Consider the following 25,996-nt stretch of genomic DNA (forward strand, 5'->3'; position numbering starts at 1 on the left):
GCAAGTGCCGGGGCAGGGGGGATCAGTCCTTCAAGTCTTCGATCAGGTCGATGTATTGCTGTTGCGCCTCTTCCTTCGAAGTGCCGGCCAGGGCCGCCCAGGCGTCGAACTTGGCGCGGTTGACAAAGTCGGTCATGCCAGGACGCTCGCCCGTGGCGTCGCCGCTCGAGGCTTGCTTGAACAAGGCATAGATTTTCAACAAGGTCATATTGTCCGGACGCTCGGACAGGGTCTTGGAATCGAGCTGCGCTTGTTCGAATTGCTCTTGTAAACTCATGATGGCTCCTGTGTGCTGATGGAATCGCTGGAAAAGTGCGGCAGGCCCGGCGGAGTGGCCACCGTGCGTGCTGCAGTGCCTGACATCATAGTGAAAAAAGCGCGCCGTGCATTAGAGGACACACTCAAAACAAAAACGCCGCCGCTGAGTGAACAGGGGCGGCGCCTGGTACAGTCGCTTGCGCGCTGCGGAGTCTGTTCTTATACGCCCAGCAGTTCGACGTCGAAAATCAGGGTGGCGTTCGGTGGAATCACGCCGCCGGCGCCGCGTGCGCCATAGCCCAGTGCTGCAGGGATGATCAGCTGGCGCTTGCCGCCCACTTTCATGCCTTGCACGCCTTCGTCCCAGCCTTGAATGACGCGGCCGGCGCCCAGCGGGAATTCGAATGGGTCGTTGCGGTCCTTGCTCGAGTCAAATTTCGCGCCGGCGCTGCCGTCGTCGTTTTGCAGCCAGCCCGTGTAATGCACGACAACATTGTTGCCGGATTGCGCTTCAGCGCCTTCGCCAACGACGGTATCGATGTATTGCAGGCCGGAAGCGGTAGTGGTGGTGGTCATGATAATCCTTGTGTAGGCGATGAAAGCTTCAGATTGTAGAGCAATGAGTTGCAAAGCGCCATTCCAGGCCCGGCGCTGGGAAAAACCAGAAATTACGACGATGTGTGGCTGCCGGTCGCATTTAAGGGGGGATTTAACACAATAAATACAGTGTTCCACGTAAAATGCATGTTTTGTATTTAACAGTGATTTCTTCCATGTTCCGCAGTCTATGCCGCCTTGTTTTTTCCTCGCTGTGCCTGGTTTCCGCAATATCGACGGCGCAAGCCGAAGTGGTGGTGGTGCTCAATTCCCGTGATGCTACGGTGCAACTGCTGGACCAGAAAACCTATGCTCCCCTGTCTACCTTTGCCGTTGGCAAGGAACCGCACCATCTGATGGAAACGCCGGATGGCAAGTCGCTGATCGTCGCCAGTTCCGTCGGCAACGAGCTGATTTTCCTCGACCCTGTCTCGGGCCAGATCCAGCGCCGCATCAGCAATATCCTCGATCCTTACCAGATCGGCTTTTCGCCGGACCAGAAGTGGTTCATTTCGAATTCGCTGCGCCTGGACCGCATCGACCTGTACCGCTACGACGGCAAGAACCTGACCCTGGCCAAGCGCATCCCGCTGCCGAAGTTGCCCAGCCACATGGCGTTCACGGCCGACAGCACCATGGCTTTCATCACGCAGCAGGGCAGCAACCAGGTCAGCGCCATCGACCTGGCCACGCAAACAGTCAAGTGGACCATGCCCGTCGGTCCGGCGCCAGCCGGCATCACGATGACGCCCGATGGCAAGCATTTGCTGGTCGGCATCATGGGCAGCGATTACGTGGAAGTGATCGACTGGCGCACGCAAAAGACCGTCAAGCGCATCAAGGCGGGCGCCGGCACGCATAATTTCCGCGCGCTGGGGGATAACCGCATGACGTTCGTCTCGAACCGCGTGTCGAACACGATCAACATCATCGACCAGAAAACCCTGGAAAACGTGGGAACCATCAATGTGCCGGGCGGCCCCGACTGCATGGAAATCACGCCCGATGGCAAGACCATGTGGGTGACCCTGCGCTGGATCAAGAAAGTGGCTGTGATCGACCTGACGACGCGCAAGGTCATCAAGACCATACCGGTGGGCCGCTCGCCCCATGGCGTGTATTTCGCCACCCACTCGCCGCGCATGTGATGGCGGGTGTGCTGATGAAACGTCTGATTCCCGCGTGCCACGTGCCCGCCATGCTGTTGTGCGCCAGCGCCATGCTGTCGCCCGCGCAGGCCGCCGCACCTGTCGCCCCGGCCGCCTGCAAGGGTACTATCTACATGACCTTCGACACGGGCAGTCAGTCGCAAGCGCAACTGATCGCCGACGTGCTGAATCAACGCCATGTGAAGGCAACCTTCTTCCTCGCCAATGAAAAGACCACGCGCGGCGATTATTCGCTCGATGCCTCGTGGGCGCCGTACTGGAAAGCTCGAGTCGCTGAAGGCCATGCGTTCGGCACGCATACGTTTGACCATGTGTACTGGAAGAAGGATCTGGCCAACGGCTTGATCCAGGTCAAGCCGCAGTTCGGCAAGGATGGCGGCAAGCTGGCGTCGTTCACGGATAAACAGTTCTGCGAGGAATTGCGCCGCGTCGATACGCGCTTCCAGGAACTGACCGGGCACAAGCTCGACCCATTCTGGCGCGCGCCGGGCGGCTACACGTCGCCGCGCACCCTGGCGGCCGGCAGCGCCTGCGGCTATCAGCATGCGGGCTGGGCGCCTGCGGGGTATTCAGGCGATGAGCTGCCCAGCGACAAGTATCCGAACGCCATGTTGCTGAAAAAAGCGCTGGCGAACTTGCGCAGCGGCGATATTTTCATTTCGCATATGGGTATCTGGTCGCGCAAGGATGCGTGGGCGCCCGCCAACCTGGACGCCTTGATTTCTGGCTTGCAAGACAAAGGGTTCTGCTTTGCCACCCTGCGCGAGCATCCTGCCTACGCGCAGAAGAAGGGCCAGCCATGATCGCCGCCGATATCTTCGGCCACGTCACTCCCGTCATCGACGCCGTCGTCGACGCCTTTGGCGTGGCGCAAGGCTGGCTGTTCCAGACCATCGTGAATCCCCTCGTGTATCACCTGGGCTTTGGCGAATTCACGGAAGAAGCGTTCGAGGGCACGGAGTGGCTGCTGATCGGCCTGTGCGAACTGGTGCTGCTGTTTCTCGTGCTGCGCCCGCTTGAAGCCTTGATTCCCGCGCAAAAGATCACCGACCCGCGCGCCCGCTGGAATGATTTCATCTACACCGTGCTGCACCGCATCGGCCTGTTTTCTGTCGTGGTCTTTTTCACGCTCGATCCGCTGATGGATGCATTGGCGGGCGCCTTGCGTTTCGACAATATTCATCCCCTGAACCTGGAATCGCTGTTGCCCGGCATCAGTCCCTTGCTCAGTTTTATCATTTATTTTGTGATACTGGACTTCGTCGACTATTGCTACCACCGGGCCTCGCACCATTTCGGCTGGTGGTGGGGCTTGCACAGCCTGCATCACAGCCAGCAAAACATGAACTTGTGGAGCGATGACCGCAACCACCTGCTCGATGATTTCCTGCGCGACGTGGTGATGGCGCTGGTGGCGCTCGGTATCGGCGTGCCGCCAGGCCAGTATGTGCTGCTGGTGTCGATTTCGCACATTCTGCAAAGCTTGCAGCATGCAAATGTGAGGATACACTTCGGCCGCATCGGCGAGCGGCTGCTGATCTCGCCCCGTTTTCACCGCACGCATCACGCGATCGGCGTGGGGCACGAGTCGAAAGGCAAGGGCAGCATGGGCGGTTGCAACTTCGGCGTGGTCTTGCCGATTTGGGATATGCTGCTGGGCACCGCGAACTTCTCGGCCGGCTATGCGCGCACGGGCGTGCGCGACCAGCTGGCCCGTATCGATAGCAAGGGTATGGGCCGGCCGGGGCGCAGCTATGGCCACGGCTTCTGGCAGCAGCAATGGCTGGGCCTGCGCCGCATGGTGGAATTTGCAAGAATCAAACGAAAAGGACGCCGTTGATGCGTAATGTGTTGAATTCGTATGGCCGTGCTTTCCTGTCGCAATTGCACGGCAGGATATTGCTGCTGAGCGTGGCGCCGTTCATCCTGTCGCTGATCTTGTGGGGCGGACTGCTGTATGTGGGCTTGCAGCCGCTGATCGACAGCCTGCATGCGCTGTTTACGCAGTACGATTTCTTCCGCACCAGCGGGCAGGTGCTGTCCACCTTTGGCCTGGGCGTGCTGAAGGCCGTGATCGTGCCGCTGATCGCCATGTTCATGCTGCTGCCGCTGATGATCTTGACGGCGCTGATCTTCATGGGCCTGTTCGCCATGCCGGCCATTGGCCGCCATATCGGCGGGCGGCACTTTCCTGAACTGGAAAAGAAACATGGCGGCAGCCTGCTGGGCAGCGTGGGGACGTCCCTGGCCACCTTTTTGCTGTTCATCATCGCCTGGGTGATCATGCTGCCCCTGTACGCGTTTCCGCCGGCCGCGCTGGCGGGACAAGCCGTGCTGTGGGGCTGGCTGACCTACCGCGTGATGGCGTATGACGCCATGGCCGACTACGCCAGCGCGGAAGAGCGCCACGCCATCATGCGCACGCAGCGCTGGCCCCTGCTGGCCATCGGCATGGTGTCCGGCGCGGCCGGCGCCGTGCCGGGCCTGTTGTGGATGGGCGGCGTGATGTCGGTGGTGTTCTTCCCCTTCCTGGCGGCGTTCGCCATCTGGCTGTATGTGCTGATCTTTATCTTCACGGGCCTGTGGTTCCAGTATTACTGCCTGGAAGCACTGTCGCGTTTGCGGGGCGTACGCGGCATGACCGATGTGGCGCCGGCGGACGCCTGAGTATTTTTATCGAATTCTACGAGGGAGTTTCATGGCTATCGGATTGATCATCATCGGCGACGAAATCCTGTCGGGCAAGCGCACGGACCAGCATTTCCCGAAAGTAGTGAGCATGCTCAAGGCACGGGGCTTGCAGCTGAGCTGGGCGGAATACGTGGGTGATGAGCCGGCCCGCCTGGTCGCCTTGCTCAAGCGCAGCTTTGCCAGCGGCGACATCGTCTTCAGCTTTGGCGGCATCGGCGCCACGCCGGATGACCATACGCGCCAGGCAGCGGCAGATGCGCTGGGCTTGCCGCTGGTGCTGCATCCGCAGGGCAAGGTCAATATCCAGCAGCGCATCACGGAAATGGGCCTAGAGGCGGGCGTGCCGGCCGATTTGAACTCGCCGGAAAACCTGCACCGCCTGAAAATGGCGGAATTTGTCGAAGGCGCCGAGCTGATTCCGAATCCGTACAACAAGATTGCCGGTTTTGCCGTACGCGAACATTATTTCGTGCCGGGCTTTCCCGTCATGTCCTGGCCCATGATCGAATGGGTGCTCGACACGCATTATGCGCACCTGTTCAACCAGGTGCCGCACGCGGAACACGCCTTGCTCGTGTATGAAACGGCTGAATCCCTGCTGACGCCGCTGATGGTGCGCCTGGAAACAGATTTTCCGCTGATTAAGGTGTTCAGCCTGCCCAGCGTGGGCGATGCGCAGACGCGCCGGCATATCGAACTGGGCGTCAAGGGCGAGCCCGCGCAGGCAGAGGCCGCCTTCGCGCAGATGTGCGCCGCGCTCGATACCTTGCAAGCGGAATACACCACCATCTGACATGCAGCCAGCCCGGCGCCGGCGGCTTTTTCGCCGGCGTTCAGCCCGCCTTGCATCTATGTACGCAAGCGTACATTCCAAGACGTTGTTTTTTTGCGAAAATCTTCAATGAAGCAAGATTTTTGTGTGCGCTCGTCAGTCGTTCCCATGCCGATGTGGTGGAATGGTGAACAGGAGCCTGGCGTGTCAAACGCGGGGTTGCCTGCCTGTGCAGTAGCGTGTTTTTTTGATTCACCGGTATGGACATCATGTTAAGCAAGCTTTGTCGTGACCGGCCCTGGCCGGCCCTGGTCTTATCCCGCGCGGAGCGGTATCGCTACCGCATTTCCCGCGCCGTCCAAACCCAACCTTACCCCAGCATCCCATGAAAGACACAGGCGTCAATCTGGCCGCGCAAGAGCGGCCCCCCTCTGATCCACTCTCCGACACGGGCGCCGAGGCACCGCCGCCGGCGCGCCCGCCGAAGAAGCGCCGTTCGCGCATCTGGCCCATCTTTGCCATCATCGTGCTGGCGCTGATCGCCGGCGCGGCGTGGTTCGTCATGCGCGAAGTGCGTACCTCGGCCCTGCAGGCGGAGTTTTTCACGCGCCTGGACCGCCAGCTGGCGTTCAAGGTCGAGCCTGGCCCGGCACCGGCGGGCGCCATCCGCTATCCGCAGCACGGGCCGTATGACGAGCGGCTCGGCTATGCCAGCCTGCCGGATTTTATTAGCAAGCTCAATGCGCGCGACTATGAAGTGACGGCGCAGGCGCGCATGTCGCCGAAAATGGTGCAACTGGTCGACCGGGGCATCTTTGCCACGTACCACGAGAAAAACCGCGCCGGACTGACCATCCTCGATTGCCGCGCCGCGCCCCTGTTCGCGGCCAGCTATCCCGAGCGCATGTTCGACGGCTTTGCCGAAGCGCCGCCCGCGCTCGTGCAAAGCCTGCTGTTCATCGAAAACCGCGAATTGCTCGACCCGGGCACGCCCGAGCGCAATCCCGCCGTGGAATGGGACCGCCTGAGCAAGGCTGTCCTCGACAAGGCGCTGAACCTGTTCGGCGGCCACCGCAGTGGCGGCGGCAGCACTCTGGCTACCCAAATTGAAAAATACCGGCATTCGGAAGACGGCCGCACCAGTTCCATGCAGGACAAGTTGCTGCAGATGATTTCGGCCAGCCTGCGCTCGTACCAGGATGGCGAAAACACCATGGAAGCGCGGCGCAAGATCGTCGTCAATTACCTCAATACCGTGCCGCTGTCGGCAAAGAGCGGTTTTGGCGAAGTCAACGGCATTGGCGACGGCATGTGGGTCTGGTATGGCAGGCCATTTGCCGAAGTGAAGACTTTGCTCAAGGGTAATATGGACCAGCCGGGCAGCGCGCTGGCCTACAAGCAGGCGCTGAGCCTCTTGATCGCGCAGCGCCGTCCATCGCATTACCTGGTGGCCGGCGGCGCCGACCTGGAAGAATTGACCAACAGCCATCTGCGCCTGCTGGCGCAAGCGGGCGTGATTTCGCCGCAGCTGCGCAATGCGGCCATCGCCGAGAAGCTGCGCCCATCGACGGCGTCCGGCGTGCAATCGGAAGCATCGACCTCGTTTGTCACGCGCAAGGCCTCGAATGCCGTGCGCAATCACCTGGCCAGCATGCTGGGCGACCCGCGCTTGTACAACCTCGACCGCCTCGACCTGAAAGTGGTCAGCACGCTCGACGCGCAGGCGCAAAACGCCGTTACCAAGGTCTTGCGCGAGTTGCGCGATCCGGAAGTGGCGAAAGCGGCCGGCCTGACGGGCAAGGGCATGCTGGGCAATGGCGACCCGGCCAACGTGGTCTACAGCTTTACCCTGCTGCAAAAGGGCGATCAAGCCAACTTGCTGCGCGTGCAGACGGATAACTACGACCAGCCGCTCGACATCAACGAAGGCGCCAAGCTGGACCTCGGTTCCACGGCCAAGCTGCGCACCCTGGTCACCTACCTGGACATCATCGACCAGTTGCACCAGCGCTACAGCGGCATGGGCGCCGCCGAGCTGAATAAGATCGCCGTCGATCCCAAGGACATGCTGTCGCAGTGGGCGATTGCCTATCTGAAACCGTTGGCACTCGGCGAGGCGCGCAACCTGCCGGCCATGCTGGCGGCCGCCATGGAACGCAAATATTCGGGCAACCCGGGCGAAGGCTTCTTCACGGGCGGCGGCTTGCACCATTTCGGCAACTTCTCCAAGCTCGACGACAGCCGCATCATGACCTTGCAGCAGGCGCTGCGCCAGTCGACCAACCTGGTGTTCGTGCGCCTGATGCGCGACGTGGCCCGCTATTACATGTTTTCGCGTCCCGATTCCTCGGCCTCGCTGCTGGCGGATGCGGATGATCCGCGCCGGGCCCAGTACCTGAGCCGTTTTGCCGACAAGGAAGGGCGTGAATTCCTGCACCGCTTCTATCAGAAATACCGCGGCAAGAGCGTTGACGAGCAGGAAAAGATTTTATTGGCCAGCATCCGCCCGACCCCCGTGCGCCTGGCGAATATCTTCCGCACCGTGAATCCGAAGGGGACCGTGGCCGAATTCGGCGACTTCCTCAACGCCAACTTGACGTCGCAAAACGAAGTACCGCCCGAACGCGTTGCCAAGATGTACCAGCAGTACGCAATGGAAAACTGGTCGCTGGCCGACCGTGGCTACCTGGCCAATGTGCATCCGCTGGAACTGTGGATGGTGGCGTATCTGCGCCAGCACGAAGGTTCCACCCTGTCGCAGATGGTGGCGGCCAGCGAGAAGGAACGCCAGGAAGTCTATAAATGGCTGTTCAATACGCACCGCAAGCATGCGCAGGACCGCCGCATCGCCAACTTGCTGGAAGTGGAAGGGTTCCTGGAAATCCACCGCCAGTGGAAGAAGATGGGCTATCCATTCGACTCGCTCGTGCCGTCGTACGCGACGACCCTGGGCGCATCGGCCGACCGTCCCGCCGCACTGGCCGAGTTGATGGGCATCATCATCAACGATGGCGTGCGTAAACCGAGTGTGCGCATCGATTCCATGCATTTCGCCGCCAAGACGCCGTACGACACCATGGTCAAGCGTGGCACGAAGGTGGAAGCGGAGCAAGTGCTGTCGCCGGACGTGGCCAAGGCAGTGGCCAAGGCCATCCGCGAAGTGGTGTCGGACGGTACGGCGAAACGGGCGAAGACGGCGTTTGTCGGCGCTGATGGCGTGCCGATCCCCATGGGCGGCAAGACGGGTACGGGCGACCAGCGCTTCGACGTGTATGGCGCCGGTGGCCGCCTGATCGAGTCGCGCTATGTGAACCGCTCGGCGACATTTGTGTTCAATATCGGCGAGCGCTTCTATGGCAGCATGACGGCGTATGTGCGCGGACCGGAATCGAAGAACTATGACTTCACCAGCGCCTTGCCCGTGCAGCTGCTGGTGTCCCTGGCGCCGAGCCTGATGCCGCTGATCGAGGCGCCCGCGCCGGCTGAAGGCGTGGCCAAGCAGTGCACTAATTAAAAGTATCTGGCTTGTGTGAACGCCGGCCCGCAAGGCCGGCGTTTTTTTTGGGGAGTGGAATTGGACAAGACGCAGCAGATTTTTCAGCAATACCACCGCTTTGACGATGGCTCACTGGTGTCGATGGAACAGATGTACCAGCCCCAAGGCGTGCAGGCCGTGCGCATCGTGGTGTACGCAAGAAATCATGGGCTGGAAGGCAATGTCTGGCGCAAAGTCGCCATCACGGTGGGAGAAGTGCGGGAGGTACTGGTCAGGACGCCGGGCAACTTCATCAACCGCATCTGCTGCGGCGTGAAGTTGCTGCGTTTCGGCGATGTCTGGTGCGTCGATATTGACGGTACGTATGCGCGCGATGATCCCGCTACACTGGACGAAGTGCGCCGCGATGGCGATTGCTACGTCATCGGCGGCACGGTCGAGGCAATCGAACTGGACTAACCGGCAAACACGGCCGTTTTACCTTCCAGGCGCGCGTGATACGCGGCGATGGCCGGATACGCGGGGCGCTGCATGGGCGCCATCAGCCAGCGCTTGACGGACAGGCCCAGCACGATATCTGCCAGGGTGAACGCTTCGCCGCAGACGAAGGCGCCCGTGCGCTGCAACTGCTGTTCCAGCACGCCCATCATCTTGTTCCATCCGGCAATGCCGGCCGCCAGTTGCGCCGCATCCTGGTGGGCCGGGCTGTGGCGCACCAGCGACATGAAGGCGTAGCGCCAGCTGTTGTTCAAATCGCCCATTTGCCAATCCATCCATTTTTCCACTTCCGCGCGGGCGCGGGGATTACTCGGCAGCAAGTCGTCGCGGCCCGCCTGGGCGCACAGGTAGCGGCAAATCGTGTTTGATTCCCACAGCACCAGGTCGCCATCGAGCAGCACGGGCACCATGGCGTTCGGGTTCAAGGCCAGAAAGGCCGGGTCGTCCGTGCTGCGAAAGCCGCTGCCCCAGTCTTCGCGTTCATACGGCAGGTCGAGTTCCTCGCACGTCCACAGGACTTTACGGACATTGATCGAAGCGGCTTTTCCAAGAATTTTCAGCATGCGGGACTCCATAGGCAGGTGGGCGATCCAGAACTGTAGCCGAATTGGCCGCGCCGCGCATGTGAAAGTGCCTTGCATAGTTGGGGTTTTCTTGGCATCGTAGCCACCCATGAAACCTATGCGCCACCACATGTCCAAAATCCTCGCGTTCAGCCGCTTTTCCGTGCGCGACTTCCTCGCCACCGCCGGTCCCACCTTGCTGCTGGTCGGCGCGTTTTGCGCGCTCGCTTACTGGCTGGTCGACCCCGCGCCGCCACGCCAGGTGAGCCTGTCGACGGGGCAGGACAATAGCGCGTATGAAGAGTTCGGCAAGAAATATGCGGCCACCCTGGCCAAGCACGGCATCAAGGTGACCTTGCAGCCATCGCTGGGTTCGCAGGAAAACCTGCAGCGCCTGAACGCGGGCAAGACCGATATTGCCTTCGTGCAAAGCGGCTCGACGGAACACGACGATGCCGAGCGCCATGGCCTCATTTCCCTGGGCAGCCTGTTTACGGAACCCGTCTGGCTGTTCTTGCGCGAAGACAAGGCCGTGACGGAACTGACGCAACTGAAGGGCATGAAGATCAACCTGGGGCCGGAAGGCACGGGCGTGCCCGGCCTGTTCCGGCAATTGCTGTCCGTAAATGGCGTCGAAGCCAAGGACTTGACGGTGAGCGACTTGCAGAACACGCCTGCCACGGTGGAGCTGCTGGAAGGGCGCATCGACGGTCTCGTGTTCAGCTCGGCGCCGGAAGCGCCGCTGATCCAGATGCTGCTGCAAACGCCGGGCATCAAGCTGTTTGACTTTTCGCAGGCGGAAGCGTACACGCGGCGCCTGCCTTTCCTCACGCACGTCGTCTTGCCACGTGGCATCGTCGACCTGGGGCAGAACATTCCCGCGCAGGATTATCACCTGATCGCGCCGACCGCCACTTTGGTCGCGCGCGAAGACTTGCATCCTGCCCTGGTCGACCTGTTCGTGCAGGCGGCGGCCGGCATCCATGGCGGCACAGGCTGGTTCCAGCAGCAGGGGCAGTTCCCATCCGCGCGCTACACGGAGATTCCCGTGGCACCGGAAGCGCTGAAATTCTACAAGGATGGCGCGCCTGTGCTGCAGCGCTACATGAGTTTCTGGCTGGCCAATTTCTTTGACCGCATGTGGGTGCTGGTGGTGGCGCTGGGCGCCTTGATCCTGCCCCTGTCGCGCGTGGTGCCGCCCCTGTACGTGTGGCGCATCCGCTCGCGCGTGTACCGCTGGTACGGCCAGCTGCGCACGGTGGAGCAGGCGCTGGAAGACGTGCCGGAAGCGCAGCGCGCGCAAGTCTATGCGGCGCAATTGCAACGGCTGGACCAGATCGAGGAAATGGTCAATCAGATCTCGATTCCGCTGTCGTTTGCGGACGGCCTGTATGGCTTGCGCAGCCACATCAATTTCGTGCGCAAGCGCATATTGACCCTGATGGGCGAGCATCCTGCCGCAGAGGCGGGCGAGCCGGCCTGAAGCATCAAGCCAGGGCGGGACTTGCCTCTGGACGACGCGTGGCCGTCATCGGCAGCGGTTCCGTTGTTCCCGGTGTCAGGCGCCCAGCCACGGCAACCCCGCCTTGCACCAGCCGCCGATCTGCTTGCGGTGGCCGTCGGCGTCCTTGTCGCCCTCAAAACCTTCGAGGATGTCGAAGCAGTTCATGTAGCCGTGCTCGGTCGCCAGCTTGGCGGCATGGCGCGAACGCACGCCGGAGCGGCACAGGAACAGCAGCACCTCATCCTTTCCGGCCTGGGCGGCCAGTTGCGCGAGGAAATCGGGATTCGGCGCGCCGCCCGGATACGTGGCCCACTGCACCGCACCGTGCTGGGTATCGGCGATGTCGACCCGGCCGACCCAGTCGCGCTCGGCATTCGTGCGCACATCGATGAGCTTGGCGGCAGCATCGCCTTGCAGCAGGTCGTACGCTTCCTGCGGCGTGACGGCGCCGGCATACGGCGTGCCTTCATTGGCCCGGCTGCGGGCGGTGGTCAGGATGTCGGCGGTAGTCATGGCGTCCTCGATGAAAGTGGGCAGGTGTGTACGATTATAGTGCGCCGTCCGCGCCCCGCAAACGGGAAACCATGGTGCACAGTCTTTGCACCACAACGAGGCATTTTCCAGAAATTCATACAAAATGCACGATAATGGTGCGTTATTCGTTTTTTGCACTTGCATAGTGCATTCTTGATTTGGCGCAAACGCAGCAGGAAAATCGCGGGCATGAAACTTTCACTGGGATGGCAGTAATTTTGTTGCCGGCACCAGGGAGGCTCCTGGAGCTGGCATGGAATCTGCTATGATCCTTATGAGTTTTGGTGGCACGCAATGTTTGCTTCGCTTCATCAGCCCAGACGCACTAAGGTCGGCTCACCCCACATTCATTTAGGAGATACGCATGGCAATGACAGCCGCAGAAGTCTTGAAGATGGTAGAAGAAAACGAAGTCAAATTCGTTGATTTCCGCTTTGCTGATACCCGTGGTAAAGAGCAGCACGTGACGGTTCCCGTGTCGCACTTCGACATGGACAAATTCGAGTCGGGCCACGCCTTTGACGGTTCTTCGATCGCTGGCTGGAAAGGCATTGAAGCGTCCGACATGATCTTGCTGCCGGATCCAAACACGGCCAATATCGATCCGTTCATGGAAGAAACGACCTTGTTCATGCAGTGCGACGTGATCGAACCGTCGGACGGCAAGGGCTATGACCGCGACCCGCGCTCGATCGCGAAACGCGCCGAAGCCTACCTGAAATCGTCGGGCATGGGCGACACCGCCTACTTCGGCCCTGAGCCGGAATTCTTCATCTTCGACAGCGTGCGCTGGAAGATCGACATGTCGGGCTGCTTCGTCAAGATCGGTTCGGACGAAGGTTCGTGGTCGACCGGCAAGGACATCGAAGGCGGCAACAGCGGCCACCGTCCTACCGTCAAGGGCGGCTACTTCCCGGTGCCACCAGTGGACAGCTTCCAGGACATGCGTTCGGAAATGTGCCTGATCCTTGAGTCCTTGGGCATCCCGGTTGAGGTACATCATCACGAAGTGGCCGGCGCCGGCCAGAATGAAATCGGCACCAAGTTCTCGACCCTGGTCGAGCGCGCCGACTGGACGCAAAACCTGAAATACGTGGTGTGGAACGTGGCGCACAGCTATGGCAAGACCGCCACCTTCATGCCGAAACCTATCGTTGGCGACAACGGTTCGGGCATGCACGTGCATCAATCCGTATGGAAAGATGGCAAAAACCTGTTCGCTGGCGACGGCTATGCCGGCCTGTCCGATTTCGCCCTGTACTACATCGGCGGCATCATCAAGCACGCCAAGGCACTGAACGCGATCACCAACCCGGGCACCAACTCGTACAAGCGTCTGGTACCAGGCTACGAAGCCCCAGTGAAACTGGCGTACTCGGCGAAAAACCGTTCCGCCTCGATCCGCATCCCGCACGTGGCCAATCCAAAAGGCCGCCGCGTCGAAGCGCGCTTCCCGGACCCACTGGCGAACCCGTACCTGTGCTTCGCCGCACTGCTGATGGCTGGCCTGGACGGCGTTGCCAACAAGATCCATCCGGGCGAAGCCGCCTCGAAAGATCTGTACCATCTGCCGCCGGAAGAAGACGCACTGATCCCGACCGTGTGCGCTTCGCTGGAAGAAGCTCTGGACGCACTGGACAAGGACCGCGAGTTCCTGACCCGTGGCGGCGTGTTCAGCGATTCGATGATCGACGCTTACCTGGAACTGAAAATGCAGGATGTACAGCGCATGCGCATGACCACGCATCCTGCCGAGTTCGACATGTACTACTCGCTGTAATGGCGCCATGCCGGCAATGTGCCGGTAGTGAATAAAAACGCGGGTGAGGCGATGGTCTTGCCCGCGTTTTTTTATGCAGTACGCCAAGGCGGTGATCGTGCGGTGTTGTATAGTCGGCCCAGGAACGATGCGGCATGTGCCGACAGGAGTGAAGATTGACCAAGCATTACAGAATGGCGCTGATGGCAGGATTGCTGGGCGCGGCAGCACAGGCGCACGGGCAGCTGTATGTGTGCGCCGATGCGCAAGGACACAAGACGTACACGGACAAGCGGGCTGGCGCGCATTGCCAGCTGCTCGATTTACCGGGCGCCATGACGGAGCCGCCACGCAAGACGGCGCCGCTGGCCGGCGCGCCTGCCCGGCCCGCCATGCAGGCGGCGGCCACGGCGGCGCCTGCCGCCGGCGCGTTTCCCAAGGTCGATGGCGCCGAGCAGCGCGCGCGCGACCTGGACCGGCGCCAGATACTGCAGGACGAATTGCGCAGCGAAGAACTGAAACTGGCGGCGCAGCGCCTGGAGTTCAACGCCGGCCAGCCCGAGCGCCAGGGCAATGAGCGCAACTATGCGAAATACCTGGAACGGGTGGCGCAATTGAAGGACAACATTAGCCGAACACAGCAGAACGTCGAGGCCCTGAAACGCGAGATCGCGAATATTCGGTAAAGCACATGACACCAGACAACCATTCCAGCCGTCCCGCCCACCTGGCCGGCCTTGATTTGCTCGCTTCAGCCGTGATCCTGCTCGACGGCGACGGCCGCATCAGCTATGCCAACGCGGCGGCGGAAAACCTGCTGGAAAGCTCATTGAAAGCCCTGTCGCGGCAAAAGCTGACGGCGCTGTTCCTCAATCCCGACGAGCTGTCCGGTATTTGCGCGCAGGCGCTGGAACATAAATTTTCCGACTTGCGGCAGGACCTGAGCCTGGAACGCCTGGGGCGCGAACCGCTGCGCGTGCACAGCATCATCAGCGCGCTCGACGCGCCGCGCGACGGCGTGCTGATCGAGCTGCGCGAAAACGTGCAGCAGCTAAAGCTCGACCGCGAGGAGCGCATCCTCGACCAGAGCCAGGTCAACAAGGAGCTGATCCGCAACCTGGCGCATGAAATCAAGAACCCGCTGGGCGGCATCCGCGGCGCGGCCCAGCTGCTGGAGCTGGAATTGCCGGCCCTGCACCTGAGCGAGCTGCGCGAATACACGCAAGTCATCATCAAGGAAGCGGACCGCCTGCAAACCCTGGTCGACCGCCTGCTGGCGCCGCACCGCCGCCCGCATATCGTGGGCGACGTGAATATTCACGAAGTGTGCGAGCGCGTGCGCAGCCTGATCCTGGCCGAATTTCCCAGTGGCTTGACTATTTCGCGCGATTACGATGCCTCGATCCCCGAGTTTCGCGGCGACAAGGAACAATTGATACAAACCGTGCTCAACATCGCGCACAACGCGGCGCAAGCCCTGGCCGAGCGCATCGAGGCGGGCGATGCGGAGCTGATTTTCAAGACGCGCGTGGCGCGCCAGGTGACCCTGGCCAAGGTCCGTTACGGCCTGGCATTAGACTTGCATATCATTGACAATGGACCGGGCATCGCACCCCAGATCCGCGACCGGATTTTTTACCCGCTGGTGTCGGGCAGGGAAGGCGGCAGCGGGTTGGGACTGACCTTGGCGCAAACCTTCGTGCAACAGCACCTGGGCGTGATCGAGTGCGAAAGCCGGCCTGGATACACCGATTTCAGGATCGTTCTACCCTTGCCATAAGCGAGGAGGTATCCCACCCATGAAATCCATTGCGGGACGCACACACTAATGAAGCCAATCTGGATAGTTGACGACGACGAATCAATCCGCTGGGTGCTGGAAAAAGCCCTGGCGCGGGAAAATCTCGCCACCAAGAGTTTTGCCAATGCGCGCGACGCCATCGCCGCACTGGAATTTGACACGCCGCAAGTGCTCGTGTCCGATATCCGCATGCCGGGCGCATCCGGCCTGGAATTGCTGCAGACGGTCAAGTCGCGCTTTCCCGGCTTGCCGGTCATCATCATCACGGCCTTTTCCGACCTCGATTCGGCCGTCGCAGCCTTCCAGGGCGGCGCCTTCGAATACCTGGCGAAACCCTTCGATATCGACAAGGCCGTCGAGCTGATCCGCCGCGCGCTGGAAGAAAGCCTGCGCGAGACCAGCGTCGAGTCGGGCCCGTCGGAAACGCCGGAAATCCTCGGCCAGGCGCCGGCCATGCAGGAAGTCTTCCGCGCCATCGGCCGCCTGTCGCAATCGAATGTGACCGTGCTGATCACGGGCGAATCCGGTTCCGGCAAGGAACTCGTGGCGCGCGCGCTGCACAAGCACAGCCCGCGCGCGGCGCAGCCTTTCATTGCCCTGAACACGGCAGCGATCCCGAAGGATTTGCTGGAGTCCGAACTGTTCGGCCACGAACGGGGCGCATTTACGGGCGCGCAAACGACGCGCCGGGGCCGCTTCGAGCAAGCCGAGAACGGCACTTTGTTCCTCGACGAAATCGGCGACATGCCGTTCGACCTGCAGACGCGCTTGCTGCGCGTGCTGTCCGACGGCCATTTCTACCGCGTCGGCGGCCATCAGCCCATGAAGGCGAACGTGCGCGTCATTACGGCCACGCACCAGAATCTCGAGCAGCGCGTGCGCGACGGCCTGTTCCGCGAAGACTTGTATCACCGCCTGAACGTGATCCGCCTGCGCCTGCCCAGTTTGAGGGAGCGGCGCGAGGATATCCCCATCCTGGTGCGCCACTTCCTGGTGCAAAGCGCGCGCCAGCTGGGCGTGGAAGCCAAACGCATGAGCGACCCGACGATGCAGTTTCTCAGCAGCCTCGATTTGCCCGGCAATGTGCGCCAGCTGGAAAACCTGTGCAACTGGATCACCGTCATGGCGCCGGGCCAGACGGTGGAAATCAAGGACTTGCCGCTGGAATTGACGCAGGGGCAGGGCGATGGCGCGGCCACCGCGGCGGCGGGCGAAGCTGCGCCGGCGGCCGTGGCTCATCCGCATGGCGGCCAGGTCTTCGAGGCGGCCGCGCCCGCCAACGGCGCGCCGCCGGGCTGGATCGGTTTGCTGGAATTGCAGGCGGCCGGCATGCTGGGCGCGGGGCAGCAGGAAGTCATGGCCGTGCTGGGACGCCAGTTCGAGTCGGCCCTGATCAAGACGGCGCTCAAGCATACGCACGGGCGCAAGAACGATGCCGCCGTGCGCCTGGGCATCGGCCGCAACACCATCACCCGCAAGATATCCGAATTGGGTATCGACGGCGCCAAGGACGATTGACGTCTTGCCGGACGGGGGCTCCCCCGTCCGCTTTTTCTTGCGGTGTTCCTTGCACGCCACAACACCCACAGCAGGCGATAAGGTAAGCTGGCGCCTGCCGGACTGTTTCGTCCGGTGTTAACTTGAACTGTGGAATAGCATGCTCATAAACTGCGTGGCCTACCAGGATGGCAAAAAACTGGCCGACTTGCCGATCGACGACATCAGCGACTACGTCGAGCGCCCCGATTGCTTCGTCTGGGTAGCCCTGCTCGACGCTACGCCGGACGAGCTGAAACAGATGCAGCACGAGTTTTGCCTGCACGAACTGGCGGTGGAAGACGCGCAACGGGGTCACCAGCGCCCGAAGATCGAGGAATATGGCGATTCCCTGTTTGCCGTCGTGAAAACCGTGGAAATGGTCGAGAACGAACTGGTGCTGGGCGAAGTCGACATTTTTGTCGGCGCCAATTACGTGCTTTCGTCGCGCAGCAACAGCTCGCAAGGTTTCCTTGGCGTCCGTGCGCGCGCCGAGCGTGAACCGCACTTGCTGCGTCAGGGCTCCGCCTTTGTGCTGTATGCGCTGATGGACGCCGTCGTCGACCGTTACTTTCCCGTGCTCGACGCGCTGGAATCGGAACTGGAACTGATCGAGGACCGCATCTTCGACCGTGGCACCGAGCGCGACAATATCGAACGCCTGTATCAATTGAAGCGCAAGGTCATGGTCTTGCGCCACGTGGTGGCGCCCCTGATGGAAGCGGTGGGCAAGCTGCATGGCGGCCGCGTGCCGCCGCTGTGCCACGATACCCAGGAGTATTTCCGTGACGTGCATGACCATCTGGCACGCATCAACGGCACGCTCGACACGATCCGCGACACGATCAGCACGGCGATCCAGGTGAATCTGTCGATGGTGGCCATCGACGAGAGCGAAGTGAACAAGCAATTGGCGGCCTGGGCCGCTATTTTCGCCGTGTTCACGGCGTTTGCCGGCATCTGGGGCATGAACTTCAAGTTCATGCCGGAGCTGGACTGGCATTATGGCTACCCGGCCGCCGTGGCAGTGATGAGCTGTGTCTGCGGTTATATGTATTACTTGTTCAAGCGTTCCGGCTGGCTATAAAAAATTCCTGTGCATCTGTATTATTAAACAATAGCCAGGGGTACAATCGCGGCAGGTCCGCTGGGGCGGGCCATGGCTGAGAGTCGCCGCGCCGGCAAGTGTGCCTGCGCTTCCGGTGCTGCGCAGGAGCATTCATGAGTATTCCGTTGTTTGATGTGAATTCGCAAGAACCCCTGTTCGATGCCGAGCAGCGGCGCACCCTGGCGGAAGCGGCGCTGCGCTCGATTACCGCCTCGACGGCGCATGCCCGTGGCGACGACTTCCTGCGCATCCTCGTCAAGGACCTGGCCGAAGCGCTCGACGTGCACTATGTGATCGCCGGGCGGCTGGTGCGCCTGGACGACGGCAGCGAAGGCATCCGCACCCTCGCCCTGTGGGGCGGCGACGGCTACCAGCCGAATATCGAATACAGCCTGCAGCACACGCCTTGCCAGGACGTGACTTGCCAGAGCATGTGTTTTCATGGCAGCGACATCCAGCGTCGCTTTCCATTCGATAGTCTCCTCGTCGACATGCGGGCGGAAAGCTATGTCGGCATGCCGCTGATCGATACCGATGGCAAGACCCTGGGCATCCTGTCGGCCATCGACACGCGGCCCATCGATGAAAGCAAGCGCTTGCTGGCGCTGCTGCTGCTGTCGATCTTCTCGGCGCGCGGCGCGGCCGAGCTGCAGCACCAGGAGCGCACCCAGCAGCTGGAAGAAATCGTGCGCGTGCGCACCGAGTCGCTGCTGGCGGCGCAAGCGAACCTGATCGAGCAGGAACAGATGGCGGCGCTCGGTTCGCTGGTGGCCGGTGTCTCGCATGAAGTCAACACGCCCATCGGCGTGGCGCTGACGGCGGCGTCGAGCATGGGCAGCTATGCCGACCAGCTGGTGCAGCTGCTGGGCGGCGCCAAGGTCAGCCGCGCCGAACTGATCGACATTGCCGAATCCTTGAAAGGCGCGGCCGCCCTGGTCGAGCGCAACCTGGCGCGCGCTGCCGACCTGATCGGCAATTTCAAGCAGCTGGCGGTGGACCAGGTCAGCGAATACGTGGCCGACCTGGCGCTGCACGACTATGTGCACGGCCTGGTATCGGCGCACAGTCCGGAATTGCGCAAGGCGGCGCTGGGCGTGGAACTCGATATCGCCCCCGATTGCCAGGTGCGCCTGGCGGCCGGCAAGCTGTCGCAAATCCTCTCGAACCTGCTGATGAACAGCGCCCGCCATGGCTATCCGCAAGGTGGGCCAGGGCGCATCACGATACGCGCGCGCATCGAGGCGGACGGCGATGACGCGCCTGCGCGCTGGCTGCTGCTGGATTTTTCCGACGACGGCATCGGCCTCGCGCCGGCCGTGCGCGAGCATATGTTTGAACCGTTTTTCACCACCAAGCGGGGCCAGGGCGGCTCCGGCCTGGGCATGCACATCGTCTACACGATCGTGCAGCAGCTGGGCGGCCAGGTGTGCGCCATCGACAGCACGCCCGGCTGTCATATACAGATCAGGCTGCCGCTGGCCGGCTGACGCCGCGCGGCTTCTCGGGCCCCCGGGAAAGGCCGCCCTGTCCCTTTTCATCCCTGCTTTTCACATGTTGTATGTACGCCATACGCATGCTGAGTTCTGTTGACACTCATATTGTTGCTGTGATTCTATGTAGTTGTCTAGTTGACTTTTAGTCGTCTGGAGTCGCTCTGTACAACTGTCCCAGCGAAATTCGCGGCACTCGATCGCAGTGCCGTGCGAGGCGTTTCCTTTAGATGAACGAGTGCAATCCGGGTCGAAAATCCGGAGTCATATATAACCGTACAAATGAAAAAGGGTTCACCATGCTTAAAGAAACCGTCATCTCTCGTGCCGTTCGCATCGTCTGCGCCGGCGGTGTAGCTGCCGCCATGTCCGTTGTTTCGCAGTCCGCGATTGCACAAGATGCACAGGCTGCCGATACGCAGATCCAGCGCGTGGAAGTCACGGGCTCGTCGATCAAGCGCATCGCCGCCGAAGGCGCCTTGCCAGTCACCGTCCTGACCGCTGAAGCCATCCGCACCTCGGGCGCCACTTCGGTCACCGATCTGGTCAAGAAACTCTCTTCCGCCCAGGGCGCCACCAGCGAAAGTTCCTCGGTGGGCGGCAGCACCTTTGGTTTTTCCGGCATTTCCGTGCATAACGTGGGTGAGACGCGTACGCTCGTCTTGCTGAACGGTAAACGCCTGGCCCAGTTCGGCGGCCAGACGTTGACCGGTTTTGCCGCCGGTTTCGATTTGAATTCGATTCCCATTTCAGCCATTCAGCGCGTCGAACTGCTGACTGACGGCGCCTCCGCGCTGTATGGCGCCGACGCCATTGCCGGCGTGGTCAACTTCATTACCAAGCACGACACGACAGAAGGCGATGTGTCCATCGGCTACTCCGCACCAAAAAACGGTGCGCGCGAGAAACGCATCAGCGCCACCAAGGGCTTTGGCAACCTGGAAGACGATGGCTACAACGTGGTGCTGACCTTTGGCCACGACGAGCGCGACAAGCTCGCTTCCGTCGACCGCAAGTTCGCCAGCACGGGCAAGGTGCAATTCTCGGCCAACGGCAAGCGCTATCAGAAGCAGCAATTCTCCGCCAGCCCGATTCCGGCCAATGCCACCGATGACAATGGCCAGTTGATCAGTCCTTTCCAGAAGAGCAACGGATCCTGTCCCGAGAAGACGTTCCGCGTGATCGAACCGTATAACGATGGCAGCGGCCTGGTCGATGACTACTGCGGCTACGATTTCACCAAGGATCTGGAAATTTATCCGGAGCGCAAGCGTGACAACTTCATGGCCTCGGGCACGTTCAAGATTGCCGGCCACGAAGTGTTTGCGGACGTGCTGCTGTCGCGCACCAAGCAAACCTCGCGTATCGCGCCCGTCCCTGGCGCCATTGCCGTGGATGCCGGCACGCCCCTGCATGACAAGTATTTATTGCCAATCGGTATTACTGGCGACAGCACGGCTTTTTACCGGCTGTTCGACATGGGCCAGCGTACCTCGAAGGATACGGCTGACTTCGCCAGCGTGGTGGTCGGTACGCGCGGCGTCGCTGCCGGCTGGGATTACAACGCCTCGTACAACTTCTCGGAAAGCCGCGTAAAAGGCAGTATTTCCGGCTATCCTGGCGCCATCGCCGTCAATAATCTCACGTCAAGCGGCTTGCTCGATCCCTTCGTCGGCCCGGGCAAGCAGTCCACTGCGGCGCAGGAAGCCATCAAAAGCGCCACTTTCTCCGGTTACTGGGATGGCGGCACCTCGCGCCTGCAAACCATCAATTTGAATGGGTCGACGGAAGTGCGGCGTCTGGCTGGCGGCGCCATGATGTTGGGCGTGGGCGCCAACATCAACCGCGAGGAATTCTCGGCCAAGCCGAGCCCGTTTGCGCAAGGCATCCTGGCCGATCCCGTAAAAGGCACCTTGTGCGGCGGTACGACGGGCCTGGAATGCGACCAGCGTTTCGGCGACGCGGCCAGCAGCCAGCCATACAGCGCCAGCCGCACCTCGAAGGGCATCTTTGGCGAAGTTATCGCACCTGTGCTGAAAGAACTGGAACTGGGCGCGGCCTTGCGTTTCGATGACTTCTCGGACTTCGGCGGCGCTACCACGGCCAAGGCCAGCTTCAAGTGGACGCCGGCGCCCACCTTGCTGATCCGCGGTTCGGTCGGTAATGGCTTCCATGCGCCGACCGTGCCGCAAGTGAATGCCTTGCAGCGCGGCTATGGTGTCACCAGCGACAAGTACACGTGCTCGCCAGCCTTGCAAGCCATCGCCACGCGTCTGAATGCACAATGCCAGCCAGGCAATCGCCAGTACGATCAGCTGGCCGGTGGCAACCGCGACTTGCAGCCCGAGAAATCGAAACAGGCGACCATCGGTTTCCGCTACGAGCCCATCAGCGCCATCACCCTGGGCGCCGACCTGTGGCATGTGCAGATCCGCGATTCCTTCGGCCAGCTGACGGAACAGCTGGTATTCGCCAATCCGGCCAACTTCCCGAAATCCTGGGGCGTCAACAAGGACGTGGGCACGGGGACGACCTACCTGGCCTTCCTGGCGGATAACCAGAACCTCGGTAAATCGTTTGCCACCGGTGTCGATATCGACGTCAGCGCCCGTTACCGCTCCGGCATCGGCCTGTTCACGTCGCAGCTGAACGCGACGCAGATGCTGCGCGAGGATGTGCAGCTGGAACGCGATGGCCAATATTATTCGGCGCTGGGCAACTTCGCCGATCTGGGCACGGTGACTTTCCGCACGCGCGGCCAGTGGACGAATACCCTGAAAACGGGCAACTGGGCCAATTCGCTGACGGTCAACTTCCTGTCCGGCTACAAGGACCAGGAAACGTCGGTCGATGTGCTAGACGCTTCGGGCGCAGTGACGGGCCAGGAAAAGATCCGCATGAAAGTGGGCTTCTATTCGACGCTCGACTGGCAAACGGTATGGACGCCCAGCAAGAGCTGGGTCCTCACCGCAGGCGTGCTGAACTTGACCGACAAGAGCCCGCCATTCGTGCCATCGACGTCCGGCGCGAACCGCGGCCAGCAATTCGGCTATGACGACCGCTACTACGATCCGCGCGGCCGCACTGGCTACCTGAATGCCTCGTACAAGTTTTAAGCAGCGCGCAGGCGTAAAAAAACCGGCACATGGTGCCGGTTTTTTTTCGTCCCACTGCAGGGCGGGGACAGCGTGCTTAGCCGCGCGCCGCCATCGACAGGGCCACCGCTTCAGCCACCTTGATGCCGTCGACGGCCGCCGACAGGATGCCGCCCGCATAGCCGGCGCCTTCACCCGCGGGGAACAGTCCCCGTGTATTCAGGCTTTGCAGGTCGTCGTCGCGGCGCTTGATGCGGATCGGCGAAGAGGTGCGCGTTTCCACGCCCGTCAGCACGGCGTCGGCCTTGTAATAGCCCTTGATCTGCTTGTTGAACGCCGGAAACGCTTCGCGCAGGGCCGTGATCGCGTATTCGGGCAGCGATGGGGCCAGGTCCGTCAAGTGTACGGCCGGCTTGTACGATGGCACCACGCTGCCAAATTCGGTCGAGGCGCGGCCTGCGACGAAGTCGCCGACCAATTGCCCTGGCGCATCGTAGTTGCCGCCTCCCAGGGCAAACGCGCGCTCTTCCAGTTCGCGTTGCAGGGCGATGCCGGCCAGCGGGTCGCCCGGATAGTCGGCCGGCGTGATGCCGACCACGATGGCGCTGTTGGCGTTGCGCTCGTTGCGCGAATACTGGCTCATGCCGTTCGTCACCAGGCGACCCGGTTCCGACGCGGCCGCCACCACCGTGCCGCCCGGGCACATGCAGAAGCTGTAGACGGAGCGGCCATTGCTGGCGTGGTGCACCAGCTTGTAGTCGGCCGCGCCCAGGATCGGGTGGCCCGCGCTGGGGCCGAAGCGGCAACTGTCGATCAGGGATTGCGGGTGTTCCACGCGGAAGCCGATCGAAAACGGTTTCGCTTCGATGTACACGCCGCGGCGGTGCAGCATCTCGAAGGTGTCGCGCGCGCTGTGGCCGATGGCCAGCACGACGTGGTTGCTGGCGATGGTTTCGCCATTGTCCAGCACCACGCCACGCACCTGGCCGCCATCGGCACCCGGCACGATGTCGAGATCGACCACTTTGCTGCTGAAGCGGTATTCGCCGCCCAGCCGCTCGATATTGGCGCGCATTTCTTCCACCATCTTGACCAGGCGGAAGGTGCCGATGTGCGGTTTGCTCACGTACATGATTTCTTCAGGCGCGCCCGCCTTCACGAATTCCGTCAAGACCTTGCGGCCGTAGTGCTTGGGGTCCTTGATCTGGCTGTACAGCTTGCCGTCGGAAAAGGTGCCGGCGCCGCCTTCGCCGAACTGCACGTTCGATTCCGGGTTCAGTTCGCGCTTGCGCCAGAAACCGAAGGTGTCGACCGTGCGTTCGCGCACCTGCTTGCCCCGCTCCAGGATGAGGGGACGCAAGCCCATCTGCGCCAGGATCAGCGCCACGAACAAGCCGCAGGGGCCCGTGCCGATGACGATGGGGCGCGGTTCATTGGTGTGGCCGGCCAGCTGTTCGCCGCCGGCGACGAATTTGTAGTCGGTGTCGGGCGCGGGCATCAGGTGCATGTCGTGCTGAAGGCGCGCCAGCACGGCGGCCTCGTTCCTGACCTCAACGTGCAGCGAGTAAATCAGCACCACGGCGCTGCGCTTGCGCGCGTCATAGCTGCGTTTGAAGACGGTAAAGCCGAGCAAATCGGCGGCGGCTATGCCCAGGCGCGCCAGGATGGCGGCGGGCAGGGCCGCTTCGTCGTGTTCAAGGGGGAGTTTTACTTCGTTGAGTCGCAACATAATGATGAGTCCAAGGTTGGGGGCTGTCTAGGCCCCATGGTGAATGCGTGTTGTACGGCAAGGCGCTATTTTACCCGCACTCCCCGGACTATCGGCAGTGAGCTGTGATGGCAAAGCATGGATTGTCAACGATTTTTTGGTGGAAATGACAATGTGGCGTGGAATGGATGTAATTTATTTGCAACAAAATTCGCTCGTGCGTAAATTTTTCAGCCTCTCTTTATTGCTGTGTGGCACTCTGTAGGCATGCCTGAGTCTGTATTTTTGTGTGATTTTCAATCAATTTAAAATTGCAAAATAATAAATTGTGACTTAGGATTAACTGCTGATGTGCGGGCCCGTACTGATCTGGCGGTAGGTGTCTTCAAGTGATCAGCCAGGGTTTGAATCTCTAATTTTCTTAACGGGCGTGAAGATGAAAAAATTAACTTTGGTCATGTTGCTGCTGGCAGGGTTCGGGGCTGTGCATGCAGATGAATTGAGCGATGCTCAGAAATTATGGGAAAACAAGGATTTTTACAAATCCTTTCAGATATTTAATAAATTAGCCGAGGCGGGGAATGTGAATGCCCAACTTCAGCTCGGTGAAATGTACGGCTTTGGCGAAGGGACGGCTGAAGATACGGAAAAGGCCGCTTATTGGCTGAAGCAGGCTGCCGCCAAAGGGCATCCGGAAGCTGCCGCTTCGCTCGCGCTGGTGCAAGAGCGCAAAGCCCATCACGCCGATATCGCCTACTACACGACGAGCTTTGACGGCGGTAGCGCTGCGTACTCCCGCTACGGTTGCGAGCGCCCTCAAATTCCCGCGAAATCGACGAGCAATGAAGACATTCGTAAAGTGAATGCCAAGATCAATACCTGGACCGAGTGTTATGGGCGCTTTATCGTCAATTTGCGCAGCGTCGCTCCTGCGGATAAAACCATCAAGCCGGAAATTCTCAAGCTGATGAATAATGAAGAATTTAACCGTTCCGCTGCGTTGATTAATAAAGTCTACGGCAATATCTTGGCGGAAGCGGCAGCGATAGAACAAAACATTTCCAATGAAAGCAGTGCCTGGAAAAAATCGACTGAATTATATGCGGCCGAATATGACAAGAAACTGGTCCAGGATAAAATAACATCGGATAATGAAATACGGGTATTGGAAACTACCAGAAGAAATATGGAACATTCCATGTTCACGACTTCATATAAGAAATAAGAAATAAGAATCCGTACGCTCCTGCAATGAAACGCAGAAGTGGAGATCCAAGGGAATGTTGTATTGTTGCAACGTCAAGGTCTCCGCTTCTGTTCTTCCCCTTTCCTTTCCCCCGGCGCTGTCGCGCCCATCTGCAACCTGCCTGCACCTATGTTGCGCTGCCACTTCGGTGCATTTGCGCAAGGCAAAAAC

21 protein-coding genes are annotated in these 25,996 nt (G+C 60.9%); 16 read left to right on the plus strand and 5 right to left on the minus strand.

Annotation, left to right across the window (positions count from 1 at the left end):
- Positions 1-22: 22 nt before the first annotated feature.
- Together JAB1_RS16615 and JAB1_RS16620 are read right to left on the minus strand one after the other, a co-directional pair.
- Entirely contained in the window at positions 23-277 is a 255-nt protein-coding gene (locus JAB1_RS16615) for an acyl-CoA-binding protein (protein WP_034782468.1), read from the minus strand.
- A 200-nt stretch (positions 278-477) separates the two neighbouring features.
- Entirely contained in the window at positions 478-834 is a 357-nt protein-coding gene (locus tag JAB1_RS16620; protein WP_070280949.1) for an FKBP-type peptidyl-prolyl cis-trans isomerase, read from the minus strand.
- 164 nt (positions 835-998) lie between these two features.
- Here JAB1_RS16620 and JAB1_RS16625 point away from each other — a divergent pair, with 164 nt between their 5' ends.
- The 7 genes from JAB1_RS16625 (at position 999) to JAB1_RS16655 (ending at position 9,442) form a co-directional block, all read left to right on the plus strand.
- A complete protein-coding gene (locus tag JAB1_RS16625) occupies positions 999-2,003 on the plus strand; it encodes a cytochrome D1 domain-containing protein (protein ID WP_327076252.1) in 1,005 nt (334 codons plus the stop codon).
- A gap of 14 nt (positions 2,004-2,017) precedes the next feature.
- On the plus strand, positions 2,018-2,827 hold the full coding sequence (locus tag JAB1_RS16630) for a polysaccharide deacetylase family protein (protein WP_070281069.1): 810 nt from the start codon (positions 2,018-2,020) through the stop codon (positions 2,825-2,827).
- On the plus strand, positions 2,824-3,864 hold the full coding sequence (locus JAB1_RS16635) for a sterol desaturase family protein (RefSeq protein WP_083299789.1): 1,041 nt from the start codon (positions 2,824-2,826) through the stop codon (positions 3,862-3,864). The genes JAB1_RS16630 and JAB1_RS16635 overlap by 4 nt, the downstream gene beginning before the upstream one ends.
- Complete coding sequence (locus JAB1_RS16640) at positions 3,864-4,691, plus strand: EI24 domain-containing protein (RefSeq protein WP_070280952.1); 828 nt, start codon at positions 3,864-3,866, stop codon at positions 4,689-4,691. The genes JAB1_RS16635 and JAB1_RS16640 overlap by 1 nt, the downstream gene beginning before the upstream one ends.
- A 31-nt stretch (positions 4,692-4,722) precedes the next feature.
- On the plus strand, positions 4,723-5,508 hold the full coding sequence (locus JAB1_RS16645) for a molybdopterin-binding protein (RefSeq protein ID WP_034782476.1): 786 nt from the start codon (positions 4,723-4,725) through the stop codon (positions 5,506-5,508).
- 364 nt (positions 5,509-5,872) lie between these two features.
- Positions 5,873-9,001 carry a transglycosylase domain-containing protein gene (locus tag JAB1_RS16650; RefSeq protein WP_083299790.1) on the plus strand — a complete coding sequence of 1,043 codons (3,129 nt, stop codon included), beginning with the start codon at positions 5,873-5,875 and terminating at the stop codon, positions 8,999-9,001.
- A gap of 60 nt (positions 9,002-9,061) precedes the next feature.
- Entirely contained in the window at positions 9,062-9,442 is a 381-nt protein-coding gene (locus JAB1_RS16655; RefSeq protein WP_139144588.1) for a hypothetical protein, read from the plus strand.
- Here the strand turns inward: JAB1_RS16655 and JAB1_RS16660 are convergent.
- The gene (locus tag JAB1_RS16660; protein ID WP_070280955.1) at positions 9,439-10,044 is read right to left on the minus strand and encodes a glutathione S-transferase; all 606 of its coding nucleotides are present in this window, start codon (positions 10,042-10,044) and stop codon (positions 9,439-9,441) included. The genes JAB1_RS16655 and JAB1_RS16660 overlap by 4 nt on opposite strands.
- Positions 10,045-10,174: 130 nt before the next feature.
- Here JAB1_RS16660 and JAB1_RS16665 point away from each other — a divergent pair, with 130 nt between their 5' ends.
- Positions 10,175-11,527 carry a TAXI family TRAP transporter solute-binding subunit gene (locus tag JAB1_RS16665; protein WP_070281075.1) on the plus strand — a complete coding sequence of 451 codons (1,353 nt, stop codon included), beginning with the start codon at positions 10,175-10,177 and terminating at the stop codon, positions 11,525-11,527.
- 75 nt (positions 11,528-11,602) lie between these two features.
- On the opposite strand, the gene JAB1_RS16670 is transcribed toward JAB1_RS16665, so the two are convergent.
- Positions 11,603-12,061 (minus strand): rhodanese-like domain-containing protein, encoded by a 459-nt coding sequence (locus JAB1_RS16670; RefSeq protein WP_070281077.1) that lies wholly within the window; start codon positions 12,059-12,061, stop codon positions 11,603-11,605.
- 385 nt (positions 12,062-12,446) lie between these two features.
- Between JAB1_RS16670 and glnA the strand changes: the two genes are divergently transcribed.
- The 7 genes from glnA to JAB1_RS16705 all read left to right on the plus strand — a co-directional run bounded on the left by glnA (position 12,447) and on the right by JAB1_RS16705 (position 22,892).
- Positions 12,447-13,862 (plus strand): type I glutamate--ammonia ligase, encoded by a 1,416-nt coding sequence (gene glnA, locus JAB1_RS16675; protein ID WP_029496182.1) that lies wholly within the window; start codon positions 12,447-12,449, stop codon positions 13,860-13,862.
- A 155-nt stretch (positions 13,863-14,017) separates the two neighbouring features.
- Positions 14,018-14,527 (plus strand): DUF4124 domain-containing protein, encoded by a 510-nt coding sequence (locus JAB1_RS16680; RefSeq protein WP_343215995.1) that lies wholly within the window; start codon positions 14,018-14,020, stop codon positions 14,525-14,527.
- A gap of 5 nt (positions 14,528-14,532) precedes the next feature.
- A complete protein-coding gene (glnL, locus tag JAB1_RS16685; RefSeq protein ID WP_034782484.1) occupies positions 14,533-15,621 on the plus strand; it encodes a nitrogen regulation protein NR(II) in 1,089 nt (362 codons plus the stop codon).
- 48 nt (positions 15,622-15,669) lie between these two features.
- A complete protein-coding gene (gene ntrC, locus JAB1_RS16690; protein ID WP_070280957.1) occupies positions 15,670-17,160 on the plus strand; it encodes a nitrogen regulation protein NR(I) in 1,491 nt (496 codons plus the stop codon).
- Between the two features lie 139 nt (positions 17,161-17,299).
- Positions 17,300-18,265: a magnesium/cobalt transporter CorA gene (corA, locus tag JAB1_RS16695; protein WP_034760218.1), complete on the plus strand. Its 966-nt coding sequence runs from the start codon at positions 17,300-17,302 to the stop codon at positions 18,263-18,265.
- 134 nt (positions 18,266-18,399) lie between these two features.
- Positions 18,400-19,773, plus strand: coding sequence for a GAF domain-containing sensor histidine kinase (locus JAB1_RS16700; protein ID WP_070280959.1), 1,374 nt, complete (start codon positions 18,400-18,402; stop codon positions 19,771-19,773).
- Between the two features lie 302 nt (positions 19,774-20,075).
- Positions 20,076-22,892 carry a TonB-dependent receptor gene (locus tag JAB1_RS16705; protein ID WP_254672132.1) on the plus strand — a complete coding sequence of 939 codons (2,817 nt, stop codon included), beginning with the start codon at positions 20,076-20,078 and terminating at the stop codon, positions 22,890-22,892.
- A 76-nt stretch (positions 22,893-22,968) separates the two neighbouring features.
- Here the strand turns inward: JAB1_RS16705 and JAB1_RS16710 are convergent, their stop codons facing one another.
- Positions 22,969-24,600, minus strand: a complete 1,632-nt coding sequence (locus JAB1_RS16710; protein ID WP_070280961.1) for an NAD(P)/FAD-dependent oxidoreductase — start codon at positions 24,598-24,600, stop codon at positions 22,969-22,971.
- 415 nt (positions 24,601-25,015) lie between these two features.
- Here JAB1_RS16710 and JAB1_RS16715 point away from each other — a divergent pair, with 415 nt between their 5' ends.
- Positions 25,016-25,804 carry an SEL1-like repeat protein gene (locus JAB1_RS16715; RefSeq protein WP_139144589.1) on the plus strand — a complete coding sequence of 263 codons (789 nt, stop codon included), beginning with the start codon at positions 25,016-25,018 and terminating at the stop codon, positions 25,802-25,804.
- Positions 25,805-25,996 lie beyond the last annotated feature (192 nt).

The sequence above is a fragment of the Janthinobacterium sp. MP5059B genome (genome assembly GCF_001758645.1).
GTDB classification, from domain to species: Bacteria; Pseudomonadota; Gammaproteobacteria; order Burkholderiales; family Burkholderiaceae_D; genus Janthinobacterium; species Janthinobacterium lividum.

Bases quoted from the DNA above. Each gene is read 5' to 3' on its own strand.
- JAB1_RS16715 (WP_139144589.1), top strand. From the start codon at position 25,016: ATGAAAAAATTAACTTTGGTCATGTTGCTGCTGGCAGGGTTCGGGGCT.
- JAB1_RS16665 (WP_070281075.1), top strand. From the start codon at position 10,175: ATGTCCAAAATCCTCGCGTTCAGCCGCTTTTCCGTGCGCGACTTCCTC.
- glnL (WP_034782484.1), top strand. From the start codon at position 14,533: ATGACACCAGACAACCATTCCAGCCGTCCCGCCCACCTGGCCGGCCTT.
- JAB1_RS16640 (WP_070280952.1), top strand. From the start codon at position 3,864: ATGCGTAATGTGTTGAATTCGTATGGCCGTGCTTTCCTGTCGCAATTG.
- JAB1_RS16705 (WP_254672132.1), top strand. From the start codon at position 20,076: ATGCTTAAAGAAACCGTCATCTCTCGTGCCGTTCGCATCGTCTGCGCC.
- ntrC (WP_070280957.1), top strand. From the start codon at position 15,670: ATGAAGCCAATCTGGATAGTTGACGACGACGAATCAATCCGCTGGGTG.
- JAB1_RS16625 (WP_327076252.1), top strand. From the start codon at position 999: ATGCATGTTTTGTATTTAACAGTGATTTCTTCCATGTTCCGCAGTCTA.
- JAB1_RS16650 (WP_083299790.1), top strand. From the start codon at position 5,873: ATGAAAGACACAGGCGTCAATCTGGCCGCGCAAGAGCGGCCCCCCTCT.
- corA (WP_034760218.1), top strand. From the start codon at position 17,300: ATGCTCATAAACTGCGTGGCCTACCAGGATGGCAAAAAACTGGCCGAC.
- JAB1_RS16630 (WP_070281069.1), top strand. From the start codon at position 2,018: ATGAAACGTCTGATTCCCGCGTGCCACGTGCCCGCCATGCTGTTGTGC.
- JAB1_RS16635 (WP_083299789.1), top strand. From the start codon at position 2,824: ATGATCGCCGCCGATATCTTCGGCCACGTCACTCCCGTCATCGACGCC.
- JAB1_RS16710 (WP_070280961.1), bottom strand. From the start codon at position 24,600: ATGTTGCGACTCAACGAAGTAAAACTCCCCCTTGAACACGACGAAGCG.
- JAB1_RS16700 (WP_070280959.1), top strand. From the start codon at position 18,400: ATGAGTATTCCGTTGTTTGATGTGAATTCGCAAGAACCCCTGTTCGAT.
- glnA (WP_029496182.1), top strand. From the start codon at position 12,447: ATGGCAATGACAGCCGCAGAAGTCTTGAAGATGGTAGAAGAAAACGAA.
- JAB1_RS16660 (WP_070280955.1), bottom strand. From the start codon at position 10,044: ATGCTGAAAATTCTTGGAAAAGCCGCTTCGATCAATGTCCGTAAAGTC.
- JAB1_RS16620 (WP_070280949.1), bottom strand. From the start codon at position 834: ATGACCACCACCACTACCGCTTCCGGCCTGCAATACATCGATACCGTC.
- JAB1_RS16645 (WP_034782476.1), top strand. From the start codon at position 4,723: ATGGCTATCGGATTGATCATCATCGGCGACGAAATCCTGTCGGGCAAG.
- JAB1_RS16615 (WP_034782468.1), bottom strand. From the start codon at position 277: ATGAGTTTACAAGAGCAATTCGAACAAGCGCAGCTCGATTCCAAGACC.
- JAB1_RS16670 (WP_070281077.1), bottom strand. From the start codon at position 12,061: ATGACTACCGCCGACATCCTGACCACCGCCCGCAGCCGGGCCAATGAA.